The following is a 19,683-nucleotide window of genomic DNA, read 5'->3' as shown; positions in this document are numbered from 1 at the left end:
AGGCTTTTCTGGAATGGTTCCTGTAAAACTCATGCACTTTGCGGCCAAGCTTCCTCAAATATCTAGTTTTCACCTTGCTTATAAGCGCTTGTTGCTGCCCATTACCCTAATCGCTTTGATCGCGAATGAAACCACTCGCGATATCACCGTATCGACCTTATCAGACTCTTTTTGGGCTGTATCTTGCTATGTTGCATTCACTTTAGCCGTCTACCACCACCTTTCCACTTTGATGAGTAGCAAAAACAAGCTCATCACGCTATATCACTCTTCTCGCTCTCATCAAGTCGTCTTCGCATCTATGCTTGGTGCACTACCTGGATGTGGCGGGGCTATTGTGGTGACTACACAATTCATTAATGGCCGAGTTGGATTTGGCTCGGTGGTTGCGGTATTAACCTCCACCATGGGCGATGCTGCTTTCTTACTACTCGCAAGTTCACCAAAAGTTGGCTTCGGCATTATTCTAATGGGAATTGTCGTTGGCTCTATTAGCGGATTAATCGTAAACCTTTTTCATGCAGATAATTTTCTTCGACCGAAGACGAACAACGATCAAATTGAATCTAAAGATGTGGCCCACAGCAAACTTGAAGATAAAGCCATCAACCTTCAAGGTTTATTCTGGAAGTGGTTATTGCTCCCAGCCACCATCATTGCGCTATTAGACTCATTCCAAGTCGATGTGAACCAACTTTTTCAGCTACAAGAATCCACAATGGAATGGACGGGAGCGATTCTTGCGGTCAGTAGCATGCTGCTTTGGTCTTTAACAAAAGATATTAAAGACTACCAATCGACCGTTGCCGAAGATAAGAAATCACTGTCCTCCCACCCACTGCAAAAAACCGCTCAAGACACTAACTTTGTCAGCGCGTGGGTAATTATGGCGTTTATGCTTTTTGAGTTATCCATTTTCTTTACTCACTTAGACCTTGTCGCACTCGTATCTGGTTGGGGTATTTGGATGCCATTAGTCGGTTTGGCAGTGGGATTACTACCTGGCTGTGGACCTCAAATTCTTGTTACCAGCCTTTACCTGTCAGGTGTAATGCCGTTATCCGCTCAAATATCAAACTCAATATCCAATGACGGTGATGCCCTATTTCCTGCAATCGCAATGGCACCTAAAGCGGCTGCCGTAGCCACGATTTACTCCGCTTTACCCGCGCTCATTGTTGGGTACAGCTACTTCTTCTTATTTGAAATATAGTGGTCGACAAGTCTTAATACATCGACTCTCATTCAAACCAATGGTGCGCATGAGAGTCGATGAATTCGTTTTCTCACCATAATGCCGCCAGCACTTACAGCTTATTTTGCGCGACATAGAGTTAATGAATGAAGGTGACAATCCTTCCCACGTCTGTAGTTACATGCTGCTAATAACGACTCTTGAAGATGTTCCCGCGCACACCGTCAACTCTAGCCATGCACTAGGCTCGGAATTAAGTTTCTCTCCCGACCAGAAATCGTACCAATCAGTTGGCTTTTCGGCGGTCAACGTAAATTCTTTTTCATCCTTTCCATAGTTAAACAAACTATGAAGTTGCCTGTGTTCATCCAGCTGTAAAAATGCGTGATTTAAGCTTAAAGAGCTAAAAATCGCACTTTGCTGATTGATGCGCTGCCTTTCAATCAACTTAGATAAAGATTGCTTAGCAAACCCTAACAACTCAGGCAGAGGATCCCCGCTAAGCAGTAGGCCACCGCAAGTCAGCATTACATTGCGATGAAACTCGTAACTAGCACGGTCCGTTGATTGGTTCGCTAAAGACGTCAGCGTCACACAATCAGGATCTATCTGCCAAATTTTTTTGTGCTGCCAGCTACGGTAAAAAGTTTCTCGAGCAATTTGCTGAAAACGTTCTGGTCGACGCTCGACATCGTCAGAAACTCGCATTGCATCTACCGTACCTAAAGAAGGCCACATCGGCGCGTTACACCCAAGCAACCAAGCGTCTCCTGCTCCTTTCGCTATTGCCTGCATCCCTAAACGATACGCTTCAATTCCGGTAATACCTTTCTGGAAACGGCTTCCTTTGAGTGTTCCCCAGTAATTAGCGTCCAACTTAAACAATTCAACGCCCCACTCTTCGCGCATAACCGACACAACGTGCATCAGGTGCTCTTGAACTTCTGGGTGTGAAGTATCTAATACATACCATGGTGTACAACGCCATCCACCATAGGTCGCGTCTTCTGCCTTGAGTAAATCACCATCAGTGTTGCGAACAAACCAGTCTGGATGTTGTTTAAAAATTTCAGATTCCGGTTGAGCAATAAACGGGGCTAACCATATCGCAGGCTTTTTTCCTCGCTCGCGTATGCCCGCAATTAACTCCTTAACACCGCTCGGAAATTTATCAGATGGTGTTAACCAATCCCCCATAAATGCCTGATAACCATCATCAAGTAGCACCCACTCAAGTACGTCTAACTCTCCATCCATACATCGAATATTTGCATCAACATCCCCCTCGGTCACATCGGCATAATAAGCATACCAAGAACACCAACCAATGGGTGCTGGCTTAAAAGTACCAATACGTGGAGGATGTTGTAGATTGAGATAGCGGCAATATTCACTGTACACGTCATCTAACGACGAGCTTTGCAAAACACAGATGCTTTCCAAGCGATTGGTTTCCCAGAACTGCGGGCTGATACCCTCACCATCCAGACAAACTGAAATAGTCGCGCTATGGCCAATGCGATTTAACTCAAAGTATCCTGAAAAGCGATGACATGAAGTAAAGCCAAACAGCGTGAAGCCTGTGGATTGTTCAACAACGAGATAGTTATAAAACCGCTTCGCCGCCTCCGCTTCATAAATCCGATAGCTCAAATTATTGTCAGGACAGCGTCCAACATCTACTGGGCTTTCTGCTGTACCAGCCGTTTGCGCCAGCATTTGAAACCCATCACCCAAGATATTGGCTTGCGGCTCAATTGGGCCAATAATGTCAGCTAGCTGGAAGTGATCATTAATGGGATCAGAGTGCATACTCTGCAATGAAAAGTGAAGCTGGCTGCCATCATGTTTAACAACCAAATCATGGGGAATAATTTCAACCCGGTAGTCGTAACTTAAATTAATACTTTGAGACATCAATGCCTTCCAATCTAGCGAGCTAAGAATGCATAGATTAGAGCACGGCATATTTATAGTGACTAATAACTCACTTACAAATCGTGACCGTTTTCACCTTGTGCGCAACCAAGTACTAACAAGCAATTAAAAACACAAAAACGAAAAAGCCCTCCAACTCCGGAGGGCAAAGGCAGTTTATTATTTGAAAAGCATCCAGCTTTCAATAGCTCCAAGGCGAAGCCAAAATTTAGCCCGAAATGTAGCTTAGAATTAGAATGCGTAAGCCAGTTTAACGAATGACTCGATGTCACCCTTTTCAATACCTTGGCTTACTAGGCCTTTATCAGAAACGTGGTAAGCAACGTCCACAAGACCAGTTAGGTTTTCAGAGAAAGCGTAAGAACCACCTACGTTTACTGCTTCACGTGTTTCTTCGATAACTACGTAACCAGCAGCAAGGTAAAGTGCATCCATTGAGTAACCAACAGAAGTGTTTACTAGCTTAGTTTTTTCTCCAGCAGCGTTTTCTTCTTCACCGAATGTTGCGCCAACACCGAAATCGCCCGCTTTAACCGTACCATTAACGATAAGTAGCTTGTCAGTTTGCTCATCTAAAGCAACATTACCTTCAGCTTCACCGTTGTCTTCATAACCTAGGTTTACAGTAAATACATCACTACCATAACCTACGTAACCGTTAATACCATCTTGTGCGATTGCAGGTTCTGCTGAATTCTCATCGTGGTAGTTGCGGTCACCAAAGTAAGAAATACCGTAGATGAAGCCTTCTTTTTCACCTTCAAATTTCACAACTTGACGAGCGTCAGAAGCATCAGAAGGAGACCATAAAAATTCAATTGTTTGGTCAGCAGCACCGTCAATCGCATCTAGTGCAGTGTCATTTGCATAACCAACAGAAGCTACACCTAGGTCAGTTTTGTAACCAACCCAAGTATCTGTGATTGTGAAAGTGGACTGAGACGTACCGTAGTCGTTCTCAATATCGAATTCACCACCAAATTTACCAACAATGTTGCCATTTTCGTAATCAGCAAAGATATCGAAACCTGTTGCGCCGCCGTTGTATACGTCACGTCCAGCAACGGTTTCAGAAGAATCTGAATAACCACCTACTGCAAACTCACCAGAAACTGTGAATTGATCGCCAGATAGAGCTTCTACTGCGAAAGCTGAACCTGTTACAAGAGAAAGTGCTAATGCTACTGCTGTCTTTTTCATTTTAATACTGTCCTATGTGTATTTAATTATGAGCAGAGTTTCCTCATACCGCTCTGACAGCAAACTTAGATACATCGGCTAATACGAACAAATCAAACACTTTCAATAAGGTTGAGATTTCACTTCTCAACGCATCAAAACTTCTAAAAACAGGCCATAAACCGAGCAAAAGGCACCATTAAACTTGATCTACTTCTCAGAAAACCATGCAACAAACAGGTTTCTAATTAGTTCCATATAAATTTGGAGTAGCGGTATTTTACGAATATAAAATCAAATCTCATTATCCAAAAAGCATTCAGTTTTTAGCCCCTATTAGCTTTTAATAGAAGGATTAATAAGCTGCGCCCCAATAACGAACAATCCGGTTTGTTTAAGTTAAACCCCTGCAGCATTGCACTTACAAGAGCATCTAATAAACGGACACAAAAAAGCCCGCTACAGTGAGCGGGCTTTCAACATGTAAGCTTGGGTTATGCTACTTCAATCGGTCCGCCGAATGAAGTAACAGGAGGTAGCTTACCTGTGAACTTCTCGAAGTCGACTAGGCAAGTATTTGCTGATGTCGCTTGAGCTAGCTCAGAGGTTGGAATGTCCTGAGTCAAAGTGTTTGGATCGCCGTAAGTATCTAGCGCACCAATTTTCTCATTCATCGGGCCATACCAAGCACCTTCTTCAATACGTACTACACCTGGGGCGTAACTATCCATAAGAACAGCACCCGCTAGCAGTTGACCGCGGTCGTTGAACACGCGTACTACATCACCATCTTTAATGCCTTTCTTTTTAGCATCGGTTGGGTTGATGTAGATAGGCTCACGGCCTTGTACTGCATACGTCGCACGGAACTCTTCAGATTCACACATTTGTGAGTGAAGACGCTTATCTGGGTGACAAGACTGTAACCAGTACGGGTGTTTCTCTGAACCAGGGCCACCATGAGAGCGTTCTGTTTTTTCAAACCACATCGGGTGCTCTTGACAGTGCTCGTAGCCCATATTGCCAATAGTACGGCTTGTAATTTCAATGAAACCAGAAGGCGTACCTAATGCATTGATCTCAGGGTCTTCACGGAATGAAGCGTGGCGAGTCCAAGGCTTACCTTTACCGAAGTCTAGGAAACCTTTCTCCCAAAATTCTGCAAATTCTGGCATTTCAAAGCTGCCTTCGTTCGATGCACGGCACTCGTCATACAGAGATTTAACCCACTGCATTTCATCCATGCCACGAGTGTAATCGTCGTAACGACCCCAACGTTTAGTTAGGTTAGACATGATCTCAAAATCAGTCTTAGACTGGAACAACGGATCTACTAGCTTATGCATCGCAATCAAACCACGCCCAGAATATGCGCCGTAACCATCAATATCGTTACGTTCCCACTGAGTACATGCTGGAAGCACGATATCAGAGTGACGACAAGTTGCTGTCCAAGCAAAATCAACAGCCACTACCGTTTGTAGACTCTTGAATGCTTTACGCATCTTGTTGCGATCTTGGTGGTGGTGCCAAGGGTTGTTACCACTGAATACCATCATCTTGATATCAGGCAGTGTAACCGTTGAACCGTTCGCTTTGATCTTCTTACCAGGTTCAAGCAAGCTGTCCACCCAACGAGCAACTGGAATAACGCGGCTGTAACCGTTGTAGTCCATGCTTGTATGCTTAGGCTTTTGACCTTGGTCGATGTTCAGAGGGAATGACCCCGGAGCCGCAAACCCTGTTGAAGAAACACCGATACCTGAGTAGTGGTGACCGTAAGAGATGCCACCGCCAGGTAGACCAATTTGGCCAACCATTGCTGCAATAACTGCGCACATCCAGTAAGGCTGTTCACCATGCTCTTGACGCTGGATACTCCAACCCACAAGAATCTGCGTACGACCATTAACCAACATGCGAGCAAACTTACGAATTGAATCAGCGCTTGCGCCACAAATTTCTGCAGCCCATTCCGGTGTTTTCTCAACTTTATCTTTTGTCTCACCTTGAACGTACTTGATGAAGTCTTCAAAGCCTAGACAGTAAGTTTCGATAAACTTCTCATCGTAAAGACCTTCATTGTAAAGCACGTGAGCAACACCAAGCATGAACGCCACATCAGTTTGTGGGTTAATGTACATTTGCTCATTTTCTAGGTAACGGCCTGTTTTGTTTTTAACAGGGTCAACAGAAATTACATTAATTTCTTTGTTCGCGACTTTGTCTTTCAGTTGCTCTAAGTAAGCGAAAGATTCATGCGTCTCACATGTCCAGCCTACTTGCAGGTTTTTAACCGGATCGTTACCCCAAAGAACGATGTTGTCACTGTTCTCTAGGATAAGTTCCCAAGAAGTACCTTGAGCGTAAACTTCGGTTGAGCCCAACACGTAAGGCATGATCGTTTGACCAGCACCTGTTGAGTAGTCGCCAATCTTCTTAACTGAGTTACCGTGCAGTGCCATTGCACGCTGCATATGGTTAGTACAGCTGTGGAACTGACCAGTCTGTCTCCAACCAGTTTGACCAGTGTGCAGAGCCCAAGGACCGTAATCTTTTTGTACGCGCTCTAATTCACGGTAAACAAGATCGAGTGCCTCATCCCAAGTCACACGAATAAAACGGTTGTTACCACGAGTGTCGGCACTGTATTTATGCTTCTTCAGCCAATCTAGACGTACCATTGGGTAACGCACACGAGATGGGCTGTAAATGATGCCTTTAATACCCTTCAGCATGTCTGTTGGGTGCTTATCAAGCTCTAGCGGCTTAATTTCTTGTACTTTACCTGCGTACACTCGAGCGCGGAATGCGCCCCAGTGAGAACCCGATACTTTCCAAGTGCCGTCCGTTTCTGCTGCTGAAGCAGAAGCCGACGCTAATAGGCTTGGGCCAATAACTGATGCCGCGCTAGTTGTTGCGACACCTTTCAGAAAACTTCTTCTTGTAATTGCCATTGTGTTACTCCAATTGACGTCTATTAGTGATGGCCTTCAGAAAAATCTGATGAGTGCTTCTGTAGATACTTAAGAACTAGAGCTTCTGTATCAGTATCGAAGTTAACGAATGCAATCATACCGTCTAGCATGCCTACCCAGCCGTTGGCGCTGAAGTGAGCTTCGTCAGGTTGAGAGTGACACGTTGAACAGTTCGATTGGTAAGCTTGACCAGCCGCGTTCCAAATTGGGTCAAAGTTATCAACCATAGACTCTTTCTTCATCCAAAGTGCTAGGTCAACTTTTTCCCATGGAAGGCCTGTTAGCTCATCTTCTTTCTTCTCACCAACAGTGATTACGTCACTTTGAGATACGTCTTTTGTCAAAATAGCGGTCGAGATGTTCATACCGAAATCTTCTTGGATTACACGTCCAAAGCCTTTCGCTTTACGCCAACCGTCGATTTGGATCTTGATCATATCGCCTTTTTCGTCGATCACAGCCACTTTACTTGCAGGGCTTAATAGACCAGCTTCGACTTCTGCCGTTTCATCCGTGTACATTGGAAGGTGACGGATTGAAATAACATCATTACCAGTAGAGTAAGAGGTGCTGTTTGCAACTTGCTCTAACTCGCCAACGATGCCGCTCGCCGATTCCATATCAAGAGGAAGGTTGTGTGCGATACCTTTGTGGCAATCCACACAGCTTTGGTCACGCTCTGCTGCATTCTTCATTTGAATACGAGCTGTAGGACGCATGTTTTCGAAATCCATTGAGTCGTAGTTATGACAGTTTTTACACTCTAGAGATTTGTTCGCAGAGAAACGATCCCATTCGTGTTTTGCCAGCTCGATACGACGTGCTTCGAATTTCTCAGGTGTATCTAGGTCACCGAAAACTTGCGCGAATACTTCTTTAGATGCTTGCATCTTACGAGCGATTTTTGCTGTCCATTCATGAGGAACGTGACAGTCTGGACAAGTAGCACGAACACCAGAAGTGTTTTTCCAGTGAACGGTTTCTTGTAGTTCAACGTATACATTGTCACGCATAGTGTGACAGCTGATACAGAACTCTTCTGTGTTGGTTGCTTCTAACGCCGTGTTAAAACCACCCCAAAAAATTACGCCGGCGATAAAACCGCCCATGGTTAGCACACCAAGACTAATGTGTACTGCTGGGCGAGTCATAGTTCGCCACAATTTAACTAAAAATGACTTCATGATTAGCTCTCTTAAAAATTATTCAATCAAAAATGTGGAATCAGAAGGCGTTACATACCGCCGTGAGCACCTGGAGGTCCGAATACAAACACTTGCAGAGCCCAAACAAGGAAGCCGTAACCCCCTACAAAAGCCACACTTAAAACTGGAAAGAGAACAACCGCGATGAAGAGGAATGACTTCCACTCCAGCGAGCGCTTTTCGCCACTTTCGATTTTATTAACATCACTCATACATTTTGCCTATTTTGTATTTAGTAATTTTGGATAGCCCTGTATGCAGAGCCAAAGTTTTTTCTATTTCTGATAAAAAATATTAGACCTACTAAGAGTAGGGTTCAATCAAATAAGGGCTTACACCCCTTGTTATTCAACACTTTTTTGAGCTCATCCAAGTATGTGTTTAGTTAAAAAAGCATGTTAAAAACTATTAATAGATATGACAAATTAATAATGTAGCAGAAATGATAAGATCAAACAAAAATGCAACATAAACATGACATTATTTAACGTTCTACTCAGTTAGTAGTAGATTATTATTTATGTTATTTGCGCCCAATTGTTTAAATATTGTTAATGGGAGACTTGAAAATTACGTAATAAATGTAATCTGTATTCGCTTCAATTCGAGGCTATTTCAGTTATCATGATGACTTCATTACTGAGATAGAATTCATGCAAGACGTCGTTGATATTTCCTGGTTCCAACTTTTATTATTCAGTTCTATTCTGCTTATTCCGCTGGGCATCAGTTATTACTTTAAGCTGGGAATTGCGAAAGAAGCTTTAGTCAGCATCCTGCGAATGACGATACAACTCGCCTTGGTAGGCGTATATCTCGAGTACCTTTTTGATCTAAATAGTTGGTGGGTAAACCTTAGCTGGCTTCTAATTATGGTTTTGATTGGAGCTAACTCAATAATTGGTAAAGCAAAGCTCCCTCAGAAGCCTCTATTACTTCCGATTTCATTCAGCCTAGCCTCCACTGCAATTCCGCTTGTCATCCTCATCTGTGCACTTGTGATTAAGCCTAACCCTATATTCAGCGCTCAATATCTCATTCCAATTGCGGGCATGCTGCTAGGAAACTGTTTGAGCTGCAATATAGTGGCTTTACAAAATTTATTTGGCGCATTTGAATTACGTAAATCTGAGTATGAAGGGGCTCTATCTTTAGGGGCTTCCCCACAGTATGCCTCTGCTCCTTTTATTCGCACCGCAATTCAAAAATCTATATCTCCAATAATGGCCTCTATGGCAACGACGGGGATCGTTACCTTGCCTGGAATGATGACTGGTCAAATTCTCGGTGGCGCTTCGCCTATGGTCGCAATCAAATACCAGCTAATGATCATGATCGCGATCTTTGTGATGATGGCTTGTTCCTTGACGCTTGCCCTGCATTTATCTTTAAAAGCGGCAATCACCAAAGAAGGTCGCGTTAAAGTGTCTTTTATCAACAAGACAAGCTGAGACCTAAGGCAATAAAGGGATAGCAGCACTCATCACCTGCCCTAAAGATCGATTTACTCACTCAATTTGAGACACGTTATCCACAGAAAATGTGGATAACCTTATGTAATACACAGAGTTTATTTCCTACGACTCTTGAAGGCCGATCACATACAAATCTCATTGACCAGTAATAGTCATGTACAAAAAAGCCCGCTTTCTGCGGGCTATTAAAAACTAATTTAGTCTCGTAAATATATCAACCAGTACCACATCCCTACAAAAATCCCTCCTCCTATAATATTACCCATAGTCACAGGAATCAGGTTATTTAGAATAAAATCGATCAAATTAAGATCCATATAGTCAGCAGGATTAGCCCCTGTCATTGTCCAAAATTCAGCTGGCGCAAAGGTTTTGATCCCAATCGCAAGCGGAACTTGATACATATTGGCGATACAGTGTTCAAAACCAGCAGATACAAACATGGCGACAGGTAAGATCATCACCGCAATTTTATCCGTTAGGGTTCGTCCGCTAAACGTCATCCAAACGGCAATACACACTAAAACATTACACATAATGCCCAGTGCAACCGCCTGGAGAAAACCATGGTGCATTTTATGCTGAGAAATCGCCATGGCATTCAGCCCAACCTGACCATTATCAAACATATATTGCTTGGTCATTAACATACATACCACCAGCAATAGCGCGCCGACTAAGTTACCTACATAAACTGTCGCCCAGTTCTTAATGAGTACACCCCAGGATATTTTACCACTTGCACGAGCCACCAAAGTCAGAACAGAGCTCGTAAACAACTCACCACCAGTCACAACAACTAAAATCAATCCTAAACTGAAAGCGAGACCACCGATAAAGCGCGTCATTCCCCAAGGGAGATCACCTGCTCCGGTTGTCACTATTGTATAGAAAACAAACGCAATACCGATATGAATACCGGCTGAAATGGCTAATAGGAAAGATTTAACAGGATCTTTAGTGGCCTTACCCACTCCTAATTCTGCGGCACGCTCGGCCATTTGAGGAGGGAGTAGTGAGTCGAATTGATTAAGGTTCATCGCGATTTACATTTTGAAACATGCTAGGGGCGACGATAATCCTCCCTTTCAAAAAGTAATTCAAGTGCTAATTTTTTCATCAGCTTAGTCGTAAGCCTTTAGTGAGGTTTTAGAGTTATTTTAACGAGCATCGCACTATACAAAAGTAGTATTCATGAAGACTTTTATAATTCTCAAAGAAAACAGACGATTAAATAAAAGCTATATATTTCAAAGTATTAATATTTACAGGTAATAGATAAGCTTTAGCTTCAAGTTCAATTGCCCCGCCAAAGTTTAAAAATTTGATACAGATCAACTGACATTAAAAAAGCGCCCTCAGGCGCTTTTTTAGAAAAGAAGATACAGTGGCTAAGCGCCTTCACCTTCCACTACAGGTGTCAATTCTACGCCTTCCGTCTCAGGTGAAAGCTTCACCTCTTCTACAGGTAGCGCGCTAGACGGTTCTGCTTCCGATGCTACTTTCTTGTCAAGATTCTTTAGGCTATCGACTAACGTTTCTAAGCTCTGAATATGAGCATCACTGCGAGTCACTTGATCGCTAAGCATCTCACTTTGCTTCTTCGCATCCGCAAGCTGAGAAACATATTGTTTATTTCGGTCTTCTAATACAGCAAGTTTAGCTCTCAACTCTTCAAGATCGCTATTTAACGCATCGGTTTTATCAGCGCTTTGAATGTCCTCAATATTGCTTACAATGTTGTCAGACTGCTGACTTAAGGCTAGGTTACGATAATCTCGGCCATTTACCGCTCTAGAAATAGCTAAAAGTCTATTTTCCATATCTAGCACTACTTGCTCAAATTGCTCGTCTTCCACACTCGCAATCAGTTTTACTTCTTGTGCAACGCTACGGACATGATCTAATTCAAATTCAGCTTGAGCAACCGCTTCTTTGATAACAGTGATCGCTCTTGGATTCGCTTCGATACGATTTTCGGTAAGTTCAATTTGGGATTTAGCGCGAGCTAAGGTTAACGGTGCGACTTCGTCGAAATCTTCATCAACAAGAAGCTCATATTGAGCAAGCAGCGGTTCTACAAACTTATGTCGAACCACCTTAACTTCTAGCACTCGAGCTTTAGTCAAAAAGCTTACTTGCTCTTCTTGAACACTTTCTAACTCGTCAAGCAACACCAGATTAAATAAACCGCGGTACTGCGAGTACAATCGTTTGTAACTCGATGGGAACAAAGCATTCGCTTCGAGGTCATCTAAATACGCAACCTGATCAATTGCGACGGCTAAAATAGCATCTGATTTCTTTTTCAGAGTCATAATTGCATCATAGTTTTGCTCGACAAGCGCAACTCTTTCGTCAAATGCTTGTGCATAAGTCTGACTAGAAAAAATCGAGTACCCTTTACTTATGAGCTCTGGTTTTGACACCATATCAGCAAAAATCTCTTGCGCGTCCTTCCAAGCATCAACCAATTCACCATAATTTTCAGGAGCGTATATCTCTAACGCATCAACATCTATAAGCTTGGTTGACCATGTTTGATAAATACTGTCTATAGAATCGAAGGTTCGTAACTCAGTTTGTGCACTGTCTTTATTCGTCCCTGAATTCGTACCCTCTGTAGAAGATGGAGTACTTTGACATCCTACAACGCCAAGTAGCATAGCGGTGATCAATGCAACTTTACTTTTTGTCATTACTAGTCCTTCTGAGCATTACATCCGCTATGCAGATGCAAAAATGAGAAAATATTGATTTTGACTATATTACACCTCTTATAAAATTGACACGCCTAGCAAACTAAAAGCATAAAATTCAACCACTGCAACACTAATTTAACGTGTAAGCGCTTAATAATCCCGCATTTCAGTTTCATTTAACAAAACCATTTATTAGCTGTTGCTAGAAATATATTTGAGCACTAAGGTGAAGATAATGAAACCAAGAAAAGTAGGCTAAAAATGAAATATAGCGAACAGCACATTGCAGATTTAAACCTTCTACTCCAATTTGACATTAGCAGTGCCGCAACTGGTATTAAAGTCCACCAAGAAGCCTCCCAAGAAGCCCAACAAGCCGTTGCGCGTTTATATGAAAAAGGACTATGTACACTTCCTGACGGTGGTTACCTTACAGACGAAGGTATTGAAATAGCTGAGCGTGCCGACAAGCTTCTACGTGTCCTTAAATAACGTAAGATATAGTTTGAACAAACTCCACTCCTAAATAGTGGAGTTTTTTGTTTGTGCTTATTACTCTAAAGCTTAAATTCAGCTTTCAACGTTACTGAGGCTTAGATGACATCTGTATTTATCATAGGGACTGGTTGGCTTGGGCTTCCCTTAGCCAAAAAACTTATTAGCGACAACCTAACCGTTCACGCAACCAAGACCACACAGGAAGGTGCTTCCAAGATCAGTGCACTAGGCGTACCGTGCCACCCCTTTCAATTCGATTCGGTTAACCCTACCGCAAGCATTCAGTCGTTAGTAAGCCTACTTCGCCAGCATCGATGTGACGTCATTATTGGTAGCTTTCCGCCAGGCTTTCGAAAAGGTTCAGGAGAAGAATATGCACAATATTGGCAACAAGTAACTGATGCCGCTCAGCAAGCTTCAGTGTCGAAAGTAATCATGGTCAGTTCAACGACGGTTTACCCTAATATTGCTGAAACCTTAAACGAAGAACAGGCTTCCTACGCGATTTCACAGAGCAATGATAAGTTTTCAGACAATGCGAAAATTATGCTACAAGCAGAACAATATGTCATCGATTCTGGCTTGGATTACGCCGTAGTTAGATGCAGTGGCTTAGTTGGACCAGATCGCCACCCATCTCGCTTTGCAAGTAAGCTGAAGCAAGTCAGTACTGTCGCACCTGCTAATATGCTCCACCTCGAAGATGCAGTAGGTATAGTGTCTTTCGCACTCACCAACATATCGCGACAAGTCGTCAATGCAACTACTCCAAATACCGTGAGCAAAGCTCATTATTACCAAGCTGCGCTCGACTGCGTGAACAGTAAAGAGACCTTACCGCCAACCAACGACATACCAGACAAAAAGATCAGCGCCTCGAAAATCCTCGAGTTCGGTTATCAATTCCATTTCCAATCAACTTTGGACGCACTCAATGACTAAACCGCTATTCAGGCATATTGATACGCTGTGGGACTACATGAGAATGGGACATGAACTCACACCTGCTGACTGTATTTTCGTTCTATGTAGCAATGATTTAAGAGTCGCTGAGTATGCGGCCTCTCTATACCTTAAAGGACTGGCTCCCTATATCGTATTTTCAGGAGGTGAAGGTCGTTTCACGGATGGATTATTCGATAAAACCGAAGCTGAAACCTTTGCAGCCATTGCCTATGAATGTGGCGTACCGAGAGAAAAGGTTATTTTAGAGACTGAAGCGACCAATACCGGTGAGAATGTTCGTTTCACCCACCAAAAGTTAAGTGAATTGGGGCTTGATCCTCAAACGTTTATTTTGGTGCAAAAGCCTTTCATGGAAAAGCGCACTTACGCCACTTTCTGCAAGCAATGGCCAAGCCCATACGCAAACATGCGAGTGACTTCCCAATGGCAAAACTGGGTCGACTATTACAACGAAGAGCTGCCACTAGATATGGTGATTAGCGCTCTAATTGCTGATTTCGAACGAGTGAAAGATTATCCAGCGAAAGGTTTCCAAATCGAAATGCCAATTCCAAAAGATGTGGAATCCGCCTACCAAACGCTAAAAGCAACGGGGCTCTACCAATAAAAAAAGCGATGATATCAACCATCGCTTTTTTCGCCTTCATTACTGCTACTTGCCTAATGCTTCTTTGTAGTGCAAACGACACACTGAAACATACTTGTCGTTACCGCCAATCGCGACTTGATCACCTTCGGCAATCGCAACACCATGTTCATCAGTTCGAATCACCATGTTCGCTTTACGTCCGCAGTGACAAATAGTCTTCAATTCAACCAACTTATCTGCCCAAGAAAGTAGGTACTTACTTCCTTCAAATAATTCGCCTAAGAAGTCTGTTCTCAACCCATAACACAATACTGGGATGTGCAGCTTATCGACCACTTCAGTAAGTTGATATACTTGTTCTTTAGACAAGAACTGACACTCATCAATCAAAACACAGTGGTGCTTTTGTGTTTCGTTTAATTCTTGTATTGCTTCAAATAGGTTCGTATCATTTTTGAATAACTGAGCTTCTGACTGTAAACCAATTCGAGAGCTTACTTTACCGATTCCATAGCGGTCATCGAGTGCGGCGGTAAAGATAACCGGAGTCATGCCGCGCTCTTGGTAGTTGAAAGAAGATTGAAGAAGTGTTGTTGACTTACCCGCATTCATTGCTGAGTAATAAAAATACATCTGAGCCACAGAAATATTCCTGTAATTTATAAGAATTGAATTAGAAAAAAGGGCTGAAAATCAGCCCTTTCTTTTTATTACTTACGACGCCAAGTTGTGCCTTCAGGGCCGTCTTCTAGAATGATGCCTAGCTCATTCAGTTTGTCACGGGCTAGGTCGGCATTCGCCCAATCCTTAGATGCACGAGAGTCATTACGAAGCTTAATCAAACCTTCAATTTCAGCAACTTCATCATCGTTACCTGCATCACCTTTAAGGAAAGCTTCAGGATCTTGATGCAGAATACCGATTACGTCTGCTAGTTCACGCATTAACGCACCTAAAGCGCTCGCCTTCTCAATGCTTTCACCTTTGATACGGTTAATGTCACGCGCCATTTCGAAAAGTACTGAGTATGCTTCAGGGGTGTTGAAATCATCGTTCATTGCAGTAGAGAAACGCGTTACGTATTCTTCACCACCAGCAGGCGTTGCGTTTAAGTCCAAACCACGTAGAGATGTATATAAACGCTCTAGTGAAGCACGAGCTTGATTCAGGTTTTCTTCACTGTAGTTTAGTTGGCTACGGTAGTGGCCAGACATTAGGAAGTAGCGAACTGTTTCAGAGTCGTAATGCTCTAGCACGTCACGGATCGTAAAGAAGTTACCTAACGATTTAGACATCTTCTCTTTGTCTACCATTACCATGCCACTGTGCATCCAAGTATTTACATACTGAGTGCCATGCGCACAGCAAGACTGAGCAATTTCGTTCTCGTGGTGTGGGAATTGAAGATCAGAACCGCCACCGTGGATATCGAAATGATTACCCAGAATCGAAGAGTTCATCGCTGAACATTCAATGTGCCAACCCGGACGACCAGCACCCCATGGTGATTCCCAAGTCGGCTCACCCGGCTTAGACATTTTCCATAGTACGAAATCGAGTGGGCTGCGCTTTGCTGATTCCACATCAACGCGAGCACCTGCTTGAAGCTGATCAAGATCTTGCTTAGAAAGCTTGCCGTATTCGTCGAACTTCTTCACTTCAAACATCACGTCGCCATTGCTAGCCACGTATGCGAAACCACGTTCAATTAACTTTTCAACCAAAGCGATAATCTCTGGAATGAACTCTGTCGCACGAGGCTCTACATCTGGGCGCTTCATGTTCAGGGCATCAAAATCAGCGTGCATTTCGCCGATTAAGCGCTCGGTCAGTGAATCGCAAGACTCACCATTCTCATTCGCACGCTTGATGATCTTGTCATCGATGTCTGTGATATTGCGTACAAACGTCAAGTCATAGCCTAAGTAACGTAAGTAACGTGAAACTACATCAAATGAAACGAACGTACGGCCATGACCGATGTGACAGAGATCGTAAATGGTTACCCCACAGACATACATGCCGACTTTGCCAGCTGTAATTGGTTTGAATTCCTCTTTCTGTCTTGTGAGTGTGTTATATATCTTCAACATGATCTCTATCTATATTGTGTATGTACCAAAATAAGGTGGCAGTATATCAACTCATTAGTTATTAGGTAATACCCATTCACAGTAATTCCCTGAAAGTGGCGTGGTAACTGGGTAATTTGATGATTTGAAAGTCACTCAACATGCGCTAGAATTCGAACTTCATATTAAAAAAGACAGTAAGGTAACAATCATGATCATCCTTCACACAAATTTTGGTGACATCAAAGTTCAACTAAACGAAGAAAAAGCACCAGAAACAAGCGCAAACTTCCTAGAGTATTGCCGTGACGGTTTTTACGACAACACACTATTCCACCGTGTTATCGATGGTTTCATGATTCAAGGCGGCGGTATGACTTCTGGCCTGAAAGAGAAAGCAACTCGCGCTACAATCAAAAACGAAGCAAACAACGGCCTAAGCAACAAAGTGGGTACTCTAGCAATGGCTCGTACAATGGAACCGCATTCAGCTAGCTCACAATTCTTCATCAACGTTAACGACAACACTTTCCTAGACTTCCGCAGCGAAAGCCTAGACGGTTGGGGTTACTGTGTATTTGCTGAAGTAGTTGAAGGCATGGACATCGTAAACAAGATTAAAGGTGTAAGCACTGGTTCAATGGGCATGCACCAAGATGTACCACTTGAAGAAGTAATCATCGCTGGTACTACAATCGAAGCTTAATCGAATCGATTTAGGATATGGGGAGCGTCGATGCTCCCCTTTTTTAGACCTAAGGAAAACCGCTAAACTCCATGAAAACTTACTTTATTTCCGATTTGCACTTAACCCCCTCTCGACCAGATATCACTCAGTGCTTCTTGGATTTCATGAACAATGAAGCTGTCCACGCAGACGCTCTCTACGTTCTTGGTGACCTTTTTGAATTCTGGATTGGTGATGACGATCGTTCTGACTTTTCAAATACCATCCGCTCAGCTTTTCAATCACTAACGGCTTTAGGTATTCCTTGCTACTTCACTCAAGGAAATCGAGATTTCTTGGTCGGAAAAAAGTTTGCTAAGCAAACGGGTATCCAACTGTTAGACGAACTTTCCACAATCGATGTTTACGGTAAAAAAGTGATCGTGCTACATGGTGATACTTTATGCACCGATGATGTCAAATACCTGGCCTTCAGAGAAAAAGTACATCAGCCTTGGCTACAATGGGTTTTCAACCGGATTCCATTTTTCATTAAGAAGAAAATCGTGTCTAAAGTGCAATCCGATATCAAAGACGATAAGCAAACTAAATCGCTGGAGATCATGGACGTTACTCAACATGAAGTAGAGCGAGTCATGACCGAAGCAAATGTCGACTTAATGATTCATGGCCACACACACCGCCCAGACGTCCACCATTTCACATCAAATCAGTTGCAGTGTACCCGTATTGTTCTTGGGGATTGGTATACTCAGGGCTCTGTTTTAGTTGCGACGCCGGGCGACTTCGATCTACAAAAAAGGCCATTTAGCAATAAATAAAATGATAAAAGGCTATCTTTTAACTCGATAGGTAAGGTCGATCAGAAATTCTTATTACCAACATAGTAATTTCTAATAAACTAGCTATCATCAATTCATTACACTTAAACCGAACACGATACAAAGTTGAAATATTCATACGTCGCTCGTCAGCCTATATTAGACAGAAACAAAAAAACGATCGGTTACGAATTATTATTTAGGGATGGCCCTAAAAATACTTTCCCCGAAGTGGAGCCAGAGTTAGCGACCAGCCGCTTACTCTCTGACCACTTCTTGTCCACGCATTACAATACTCTTGGCGATAAACTCGGTTTTGTTAATTTTCCTTATACAAGTTTAATCAACTTAGTTCCGACGCTTTTTCCTAAGCAAAGTTTGATCGTCGAAATATTGGAAGACTGCCAACCAACCGATGAATTACTGCAAGCAATACAAACCTTGCATGCTGACGGATATACGATTGCACTGGACGACTTTGTACCAAGTAAGGCTTGGAAGCGGTTCCTCCCTTATATTTCGATCATCAAGTTTGATATTCAATTGGTACCTATCTCCAAAGCTGCGATGTTTATGTCGACTCTAAAAGGGTCAAACATCGAATTCCTTGCGGAAAAGGTAGAAACTTACCAAGAATTTCAACATGCGAAAGAAGTTGGCTTCAGTTATTTCCAAGGGTATTTCTTCAGTAAACCTGAAATGATTCAGCGTCGTGCGCTAAACCCAGCATTCCTGACCATCATTCAGTTATGTAAAGAGATCTCTCACGATCCTATCGATTTCAAAGAAGTCGAACGCTTGATCACCCTAGACGTTACTCTTTCTTATAAGCTACTAACGTATGTGAACTCATCATGTGAAACCACTACTAAGATTCGTTCGTTCCGACAAGCGATGGTTTATCTTGGTGAACAGAAACTGCGTAAGTTCGTGTCATTAGTAGCGATCGCTTCAGCTAAAGAAGACAAGCCAGATTCTTTATATGGGCTCGCAATCATTAGAGCCCGTCAATGTGAATTGCTTATCGAACGAATGAGCGCCACAGGAGACGCTGGGCATGCCTTTTTAACCGGGATGTTCTCGTTACTTGACTCATTGCTCGACCAACCCCTTGATGAAGTGGTTAACTCGATTCCAATTGACGAAGATATTAAAGTCGCGCTATTAGAAAAACGAGGGCTTCTCGGAGAAGTTTTAGCTATGGTTATCGCCTACGAGAAAGCCGAATGGGAACAAGCAGGTATTATCAGGCAAAGGTTAAAGGTTTCAGAAGAACAACTAGGCCAAGCCTACGATGAAGCGACAGCTTGGGCTCAAGAGCTGTTGTCACAAGCGTAACCCTTTTTATATACTCCACTATATTCTTTGGCCTCGTTA

The 19,683-nt window shown here is 42.9% G+C and carries 17 protein-coding genes; 8 read left to right on the top strand and 9 right to left on the bottom strand.

Annotation, left to right across the window (positions count from 1 at the left end):
- The first annotated feature begins 13 nt into the window (after window positions 1–13).
- Window positions 14–1,213, top strand: coding sequence for a putative manganese transporter (locus ELZ11_RS03145; RefSeq protein WP_137355910.1), 1,200 nt, complete (start codon window positions 14–16; stop codon window positions 1,211–1,213).
- A gap of 159 nt (window positions 1,214–1,372) precedes the next feature.
- On the opposite strand, the gene ELZ11_RS03140 is transcribed toward ELZ11_RS03145, so the two are convergent.
- The 5 genes from ELZ11_RS03140 to torE all read right to left on the bottom strand — a co-directional run bounded on the left by ELZ11_RS03140 (window position 1,373) and on the right by torE (window position 8,707).
- The gene (locus tag ELZ11_RS03140; RefSeq protein ID WP_137355909.1) at window positions 1,373–3,112 is read right to left on the bottom strand and encodes a glycoside hydrolase family 36 protein; all 1,740 of its coding nucleotides are present in this window, start codon (window positions 3,110–3,112) and stop codon (window positions 1,373–1,375) included.
- 252 nt (window positions 3,113–3,364) lie between these two features.
- Window positions 3,365–4,333 carry a porin gene (locus ELZ11_RS03135; RefSeq protein WP_137355908.1) on the bottom strand — a complete coding sequence of 323 codons (969 nt, stop codon included), beginning with the start codon at window positions 4,331–4,333 and terminating at the stop codon, window positions 3,365–3,367.
- A 473-nt stretch (window positions 4,334–4,806) separates the two neighbouring features.
- Complete coding sequence (torA, locus tag ELZ11_RS03130; protein ID WP_137355907.1) at window positions 4,807–7,269, bottom strand: trimethylamine-N-oxide reductase TorA; 2,463 nt, start codon at window positions 7,267–7,269, stop codon at window positions 4,807–4,809.
- Window positions 7,270–7,292: 23 nt separating this feature from the next.
- A complete protein-coding gene (gene torC, locus ELZ11_RS03125; RefSeq protein ID WP_137355906.1) occupies window positions 7,293–8,474 on the bottom strand; it encodes a pentaheme c-type cytochrome TorC in 1,182 nt (393 codons plus the stop codon).
- A gap of 50 nt (window positions 8,475–8,524) precedes the next feature.
- A complete protein-coding gene (torE, locus tag ELZ11_RS03120) occupies window positions 8,525–8,707 on the bottom strand; it encodes a trimethylamine N-oxide reductase system protein TorE (protein WP_137355905.1) in 183 nt (60 codons plus the stop codon).
- Between the two features lie 441 nt (window positions 8,708–9,148).
- On the opposite strand from torE, the gene ELZ11_RS03115 reads away from it, so the two are divergent.
- On the top strand, window positions 9,149–9,946 hold the full coding sequence (locus ELZ11_RS03115; protein WP_137355904.1) for an ABC transporter permease: 798 nt from the start codon (window positions 9,149–9,151) through the stop codon (window positions 9,944–9,946).
- Window positions 9,947–10,167: 221 nt separating this feature from the next.
- On the opposite strand, the gene focA is transcribed toward ELZ11_RS03115, so the two are convergent.
- Together focA and ELZ11_RS03105 are read right to left on the bottom strand one after the other, a co-directional pair.
- Window positions 10,168–11,010, bottom strand: coding sequence for a formate transporter FocA (focA, locus tag ELZ11_RS03110; protein WP_137355903.1), 843 nt, complete (start codon window positions 11,008–11,010; stop codon window positions 10,168–10,170).
- 351 nt (window positions 11,011–11,361) lie between these two features.
- On the bottom strand, window positions 11,362–12,669 hold the full coding sequence (locus ELZ11_RS03105; protein WP_137355902.1) for an ATPase: 1,308 nt from the start codon (window positions 12,667–12,669) through the stop codon (window positions 11,362–11,364).
- Between the two features lie 264 nt (window positions 12,670–12,933).
- On the opposite strand from ELZ11_RS03105, the gene ELZ11_RS03100 reads away from it, so the two are divergent.
- The 3 genes from ELZ11_RS03100 (at window position 12,934) to ELZ11_RS03090 (ending at window position 14,743) form a co-directional block, all read left to right on the top strand.
- Window positions 12,934–13,164, top strand: coding sequence for a TIGR02647 family protein (locus tag ELZ11_RS03100; RefSeq protein ID WP_137355901.1), 231 nt, complete (start codon window positions 12,934–12,936; stop codon window positions 13,162–13,164).
- A 105-nt stretch (window positions 13,165–13,269) separates the two neighbouring features.
- Window positions 13,270–14,112: an NAD(P)H-binding protein gene (locus tag ELZ11_RS03095; protein WP_137355900.1), complete on the top strand. Its 843-nt coding sequence runs from the start codon at window positions 13,270–13,272 to the stop codon at window positions 14,110–14,112.
- The gene (locus ELZ11_RS03090; protein WP_137355899.1) at window positions 14,105–14,743 is read left to right on the top strand and encodes a YdcF family protein; all 639 of its coding nucleotides are present in this window, start codon (window positions 14,105–14,107) and stop codon (window positions 14,741–14,743) included. Before ELZ11_RS03095 ends, ELZ11_RS03090 begins: the two co-directional genes overlap by 8 nt.
- 45 nt (window positions 14,744–14,788) lie before the next feature.
- Here the strand turns inward: ELZ11_RS03090 and ELZ11_RS03085 are convergent, their stop codons facing one another.
- Both ELZ11_RS03085 and cysS read right to left on the bottom strand, forming a co-directional pair.
- Window positions 14,789–15,367 (bottom strand): thymidine kinase, encoded by a 579-nt coding sequence (locus ELZ11_RS03085; RefSeq protein WP_137355898.1) that lies wholly within the window; start codon window positions 15,365–15,367, stop codon window positions 14,789–14,791.
- A gap of 68 nt (window positions 15,368–15,435) precedes the next feature.
- Window positions 15,436–16,818, bottom strand: coding sequence for a cysteine--tRNA ligase (gene cysS, locus ELZ11_RS03080; RefSeq protein WP_137355897.1), 1,383 nt, complete (start codon window positions 16,816–16,818; stop codon window positions 15,436–15,438).
- A gap of 190 nt (window positions 16,819–17,008) precedes the next feature.
- Here cysS and ELZ11_RS03075 point away from each other — a divergent pair, with 190 nt between their 5' ends.
- The 3 genes from ELZ11_RS03075 (at window position 17,009) to ELZ11_RS03065 (ending at window position 19,644) form a co-directional block, all read left to right on the top strand.
- The gene (locus ELZ11_RS03075) at window positions 17,009–17,503 is read left to right on the top strand and encodes a peptidylprolyl isomerase (RefSeq protein WP_137355896.1); all 495 of its coding nucleotides are present in this window, start codon (window positions 17,009–17,011) and stop codon (window positions 17,501–17,503) included.
- A 71-nt stretch (window positions 17,504–17,574) separates the two neighbouring features.
- The gene (gene lpxH / locus ELZ11_RS03070) at window positions 17,575–18,306 is read left to right on the top strand and encodes a UDP-2,3-diacylglucosamine diphosphatase (protein WP_137355895.1); all 732 of its coding nucleotides are present in this window, start codon (window positions 17,575–17,577) and stop codon (window positions 18,304–18,306) included.
- A gap of 126 nt (window positions 18,307–18,432) precedes the next feature.
- On the top strand, window positions 18,433–19,644 hold the full coding sequence (locus tag ELZ11_RS03065) for an EAL and HDOD domain-containing protein (RefSeq protein ID WP_137355894.1): 1,212 nt from the start codon (window positions 18,433–18,435) through the stop codon (window positions 19,642–19,644).
- Window positions 19,645–19,683 lie beyond the last annotated feature (39 nt).

This window comes from Vibrio profundi, assembly GCF_005281835.1.
In the GTDB taxonomy this organism is placed as follows: domain Bacteria; phylum Pseudomonadota; class Gammaproteobacteria; order Enterobacterales; family Vibrionaceae; genus Vibrio; species Vibrio profundi.
Note: the sequence above shows the minus strand (reverse complement) of the source record. Positions and strands in the feature narration are given on the sequence as shown.

Bases quoted from the DNA above. Each gene is read 5' to 3' on its own strand.
- cysS (WP_137355897.1), bottom strand. From the start codon at position 16,818: ATGTTGAAGATATATAACACACTCACAAGACAGAAAGAGGAATTCAAA.
- lpxH (WP_137355895.1), top strand. From the start codon at position 17,575: ATGAAAACTTACTTTATTTCCGATTTGCACTTAACCCCCTCTCGACCA.
- ELZ11_RS03145 (WP_137355910.1), top strand. From the start codon at position 14: ATGGTTCCTGTAAAACTCATGCACTTTGCGGCCAAGCTTCCTCAAATA.
- torA (WP_137355907.1), bottom strand. From the start codon at position 7,269: ATGGCAATTACAAGAAGAAGTTTTCTGAAAGGTGTCGCAACAACTAGC.
- focA (WP_137355903.1), bottom strand. From the start codon at position 11,010: ATGAACCTTAATCAATTCGACTCACTACTCCCTCCTCAAATGGCCGAG.
- ELZ11_RS03140 (WP_137355909.1), bottom strand. From the start codon at position 3,112: ATGTCTCAAAGTATTAATTTAAGTTACGACTACCGGGTTGAAATTATT.
- ELZ11_RS03095 (WP_137355900.1), top strand. From the start codon at position 13,270: ATGACATCTGTATTTATCATAGGGACTGGTTGGCTTGGGCTTCCCTTA.
- torE (WP_137355905.1), bottom strand. From the start codon at position 8,707: ATGAGTGATGTTAATAAAATCGAAAGTGGCGAAAAGCGCTCGCTGGAG.
- ELZ11_RS03090 (WP_137355899.1), top strand. From the start codon at position 14,105: ATGACTAAACCGCTATTCAGGCATATTGATACGCTGTGGGACTACATG.
- ELZ11_RS03105 (WP_137355902.1), bottom strand. From the start codon at position 12,669: ATGACAAAAAGTAAAGTTGCATTGATCACCGCTATGCTACTTGGCGTT.
- torC (WP_137355906.1), bottom strand. From the start codon at position 8,474: ATGAAGTCATTTTTAGTTAAATTGTGGCGAACTATGACTCGCCCAGCA.
- ELZ11_RS03135 (WP_137355908.1), bottom strand. From the start codon at position 4,333: ATGAAAAAGACAGCAGTAGCATTAGCACTTTCTCTTGTAACAGGTTCA.
- ELZ11_RS03115 (WP_137355904.1), top strand. From the start codon at position 9,149: ATGCAAGACGTCGTTGATATTTCCTGGTTCCAACTTTTATTATTCAGT.
- ELZ11_RS03100 (WP_137355901.1), top strand. From the start codon at position 12,934: ATGAAATATAGCGAACAGCACATTGCAGATTTAAACCTTCTACTCCAA.
- ELZ11_RS03075 (WP_137355896.1), top strand. From the start codon at position 17,009: ATGATCATCCTTCACACAAATTTTGGTGACATCAAAGTTCAACTAAAC.